The sequence below is a fragment of the Nocardia asiatica NBRC 100129 genome, assembly GCF_000308415.1.
Taxonomy (GTDB): domain Bacteria; phylum Actinomycetota; class Actinomycetes; order Mycobacteriales; family Mycobacteriaceae; genus Nocardia; species Nocardia asiatica.
This window is the reverse complement of record NZ_BAFS01000378.1, coordinates 1-3,911: the sequence shown is the minus strand read 5'-3', so window position 1 is coordinate 3,911 and position 3,911 is coordinate 1. Positions and strand designations below refer to the sequence as shown.

General features: G+C 64.3%; 3 protein-coding genes. All 3 read right to left on the bottom strand.

What is annotated here, in order from left to right; genetic code table 11:
• The 3 genes from ON27_RS29655 to ON27_RS29645 are packed head-to-tail and all read right to left on the bottom strand — an operon-like array spanning position 1 to position 3,767.
• Positions 1-2,406: a CHASE3 domain-containing protein gene (locus ON27_RS29655; protein WP_157227396.1), complete on the bottom strand. Its 2,406-nt coding sequence runs from the start codon at positions 2,404-2,406 to the stop codon at positions 1-3.
• 21 nt (positions 2,407-2,427) lie between these two features.
• Positions 2,428-2,757 (bottom strand): helix-turn-helix domain-containing protein, encoded by a 330-nt coding sequence (locus ON27_RS29650; RefSeq protein WP_043734997.1) that lies wholly within the window; start codon positions 2,755-2,757, stop codon positions 2,428-2,430.
• The gene (locus tag ON27_RS29645) at positions 2,754-3,767 is read right to left on the bottom strand and encodes a tyrosine-type recombinase/integrase (protein ID WP_083887875.1); all 1,014 of its coding nucleotides are present in this window, start codon (positions 3,765-3,767) and stop codon (positions 2,754-2,756) included. Before ON27_RS29645 ends, ON27_RS29650 begins: the two co-directional genes overlap by 4 nt.
• Between the last annotated feature and the right edge of the window lie 144 nt (positions 3,768-3,911).

The following is a 3,911-nucleotide window of genomic DNA, read 5'->3' as shown; positions in this document are numbered from 1 at the left end:
TCACTGCGGAGCCCGTCGTTGAACGACTGCGGCGTATTTGGCCCAGGAGGCTCCCGAACGATCGACCCAGCGGTCGGCTGCGGACGGGCTGACGCCGAGGAGGTCGGCGAAGACTGCGGCGGGCATCTGGGTGGCGAAGTCGAGAAGGGCGGCGTGTCGGCCTGGTCGCGAGAAGATTCCGATCTTCTTGAGGCGGTGGCCGAGGTGGTTCGGGCTCAGGTGTCGGGCTGGGTCGACACCGGGGAAGAGCCAGGGCGATTCTCCGGCTCGGTTGACGACTGATCGGGCGCTGCGGGTCTTGATGTGTTCGTGGAGGAGCTGAGCCAGCTCTGGGGGCAGGTTCAGCGGCTTGGGGCCGAAGTTGATGTGGGTCTCGGTGGTCGTGACGGTGACGTCGGTCATGGTGAGGCGGACGATGTTGGTGACGGATTGGGCGTAGAGCAGTGTGAACAGGCCAGCGACGCGGTCCCCGATATGGATGGTTCGGTTGTTGAGGAGTTGGCGGGCCAGGGCCCATCGGCGTTCGGCATCCAGCGGAACCGTTTGCTTGGTCTTCCGGTATTCGGGGATCTCGATTTGGTGGGCGTGGTGTTTCTGAACTGACCATTGGACGAATCCGCGGGCCTGGTAGCGGGTGCTCGAGCCCTCGGTGATCCAGCGGTCGATGTCGGCCTGCTGACAGCTGGCCAAGGTCAAGTCCTGCTCGTCGAGCCAGCGAAGCAGGGCGATTGCAGCTCGGAGGCTGACGCGGATCGCATCGACTTGTGCTCGTTGAGCGAATTTGTCGTCGCCGAGCAGTCGACGCAGTCGGCTGAGATGGTGCCAGGTGACGAAGCGGCGCAGTAATTTCCGTTGTTCGGGGTTGTCGACGGTGGTCAACGCCTTGTCGATCCATGCTTGGAGGTCGGCGAGGTATTCGTCGCGGGGTTTGAGAATGCCTGCGGTGGCCAGGATCCCGCGGAGGTGTCGGCTGGCATTCCGGGAGAGCCGCCGGTCGAATTCCTCATGGGTGAGTGGGCAGGTTCCAGCGGCGATGTCGCTCAGTAGCTGGGCGGAGGCGGACCTGCTGAGCCATTGGAGGATCTGGTTGGGAGAGGTGGCGTTGAGCAGAACTTGGTGCAGGGCATCGAGCTCTGGGCGGTCGACGGCGTCGGGACCGCGGAAGAGTTGATCGAGTTGGCGGGCGAGAGCGCAGCGTGGGCAGAGCCCGTAGTGGTAGAGCCGATCGACGGTTCCGCATTCGGTGCAGGTGCGGAACGAGATGGGGTCCTTCTCGTAGCAGGTGTGGCAGAGACGGCCGTCTGGGCCCCGGGCGGCGATCTGGAGAGTCTTGCCGCATCGAACGCAGGGCCATTTCTTGTGTGAGCATGACTCGCAAACGGGATGTCCGGCAGCGACTCCCAAACAGTTGCGGTAGTGGCCGCAGCGGCCGCAGAGGGCCAGCGGGAGTCGGTAGCAGATGTTGCAGAGCTGCTCGGTGCCGTGGCGCTGGACGATGAACCGGTGTCTGTGGCAGGTGGTGCATTCCTCGTGGAGAAGCCCGACGTTCCGATGGCAGTACTGACACAACGGCTTTCCCTCGGAGGTGCGGCCGACCACGAGCCGCTCACGGCCGCAGCGGGTGCAGGTCTTCTTCGGCTCAGCCTTCTTGTAGCAGGGGTTGCAGACGCGCTGGCCGTCGAGGCGATTGGTGAGCGCGAGGTCTTGGTTGCAGACCGGACAGGGCGGCAGCACCACGTGACGTGCACCGGCTCGGCGCAATTCGGTGATCAGGCGGATGAGGAATGGCGAACCGGATGCCGCCTCGCCGGTCAGCAGACCGGGGCGGTCTTCGATCTCCCAGGAGAGCTTGAGCAGATGGTTGGGCAGCTTGGAGACCTTGGTGATCGCCGCGTTCATGATGTCGCGGTCCATTTCCGGCTCCAGCTCCCGCAACTGTGCGGCGAGCAGAGCGACGGCGTCGACGTCGCGGCCGGGTCGGCAATCTCGGCAGACCCTCCGGCCTTGCCGGTCATGGTATTGGAGCCAGCGGAAGGCTTTGCAGTTCGCGCATTCGGCCTTCGGTCGCTTTCTCTTCTGCTTGCAGGGCAAACAGATTCGCGTGTTGTCCGCGCGCTCGGAGAGCTTGTTGGGTTTCTCGCAGTCCGGGCAGCGCGGTGCGACCACGTGTGCGGCGCCGGCGGCGATGAGGGCGTGGATGAAGTGGTCGACCGCGACAGGGCCGTCCGGTCTGCCGCAGGTCAGCAGGTCCGGGCGTTCGGTGAGTGCTTGGACGATGCGCAGCTGTTTGGCCCTGATCGACGCGGCCGTGCGTGCCGCGGCGAGCACGGTCTCGGCCGCCATGGCCGGTTCGACGTCAGCGACCAGCTGGAGCAGTTGGGTGTCCAAGGGTGATCGGTGCTCCATCTGACCCGTCCTCGTCCGGATTCAGCGGGTGATCCGGGCCGGCTTCGGGCGGAACGAGCCCACGCCGGTCTCGGTGCCGCTGCCGGATGCTGCTTTGCGGGGCCGGGCAGCTATGCCGACCGCGATCGGTTCGATCAGGTCTTCCATCGAACAGTCCAGGATGTCCATCAAGGCGACGAGCACTTTCAGGCTCAGACGCTCCGGTCGCTCGGCGACCAGGCGATAGACCTGGCTCGGTGACAGACTGATCCCTCGCTCGGCGAGCATCGGCCGCAGCGCCGTAGTCGAAAACATCTCTCGGGTCGCCATCACCTGCCGGAGGTTCCAGCGGTAGTCCAACTTGGCGGTCATGACAACTCCTTCTCGAAGGCCCGGTCCAGGGCCTGACGCATCATTGAATTCATGAAGTCACCGCTGACCGCTGTGTAAATCGCTGTGGTGGACTGGAATTCGTGTCCCGCTGCGGCCTGGATGAGTTTCGGGTCGGCGCCGTCCTCGATCAAATGGGTGACCCAGGAGTGTCGGAGGCAATGTGGGGTCAGCTCTGCTGGCAATCCGAGCGCGTCCCGATACTGGGCGAAGCGGTCGTTGATGTCGGCCGGCCGTACTCGCCCGCCCCGCTCGGTCAACCAGATCGCAGGGTGTTCCGGGATTCCGAATCTCGGCCGGATGTTGACCAGGTAGTCGTCGATGACCGGAACGATCCACGGCATCAGCGTTGGGACCTCGCGGCGCTTCGGTGGTGATCCGCGGGTGCGTTTTCCGTGCCTGACTTGCAGCATCCCGTATTTTCCCAGTTCGCGGGCGTTGGCGTTGCGGTAGAAGTCGACGGTGTCCATGCGGGACGCCTCAGTTCGGCGAAGGCCCCACGCGTAGATCGTCTTGAACAAGGTTGCATCGCGGTAGGCGGCCAGGGCGCCCTTCCTGCCCGACTTCGCGGCGCGATCGACCTGCTCGTCCGCGTAGTCGAAGAACCGTTGCAGCTCATCACGGGTGAACGGTCGCCGGTCCGGCGAGCCCTCGTAATCCAGGAGGTGAGCGACGCTGTTCCACTCGTGGACGATTTGGATCAGGTGAGTCTCGAATCGCTTCTGGCACTCGTATTCCCAGCCGTATGCGGGGTTGGTGAGGTATTCGGTGAAGCCCCGGACCGCGCCCTGATAGTTGCGGATGGTCGATTCCGCGCGGCCGAGTTCGCTGACCAGGTAGGCCATCCACTCGTCGAAGTGCGCCGCGGTCCAGTTCCATGGGTACTCGTTGGTGTAGGTGTGGAACCGCCGCACGACCTGTGCTCGTGAGTGAATTGTCTTGGGTTGCAAGCGACGTCCGCCTCGCTGCTGGCGTTCCCACCCGCGAATCATCGCTTCGAAGACGGTCTCTTCGGGATGCAGAAAGGCAACGCCGTCGACCAACTCGAGGCCCGCAGCACCGGGGCCAAGCACGCCCTTCTGCACCCAGCCTCCCGGTCCCTTTAATGCGTAGATCTTGCATCAGATGCGAATAGC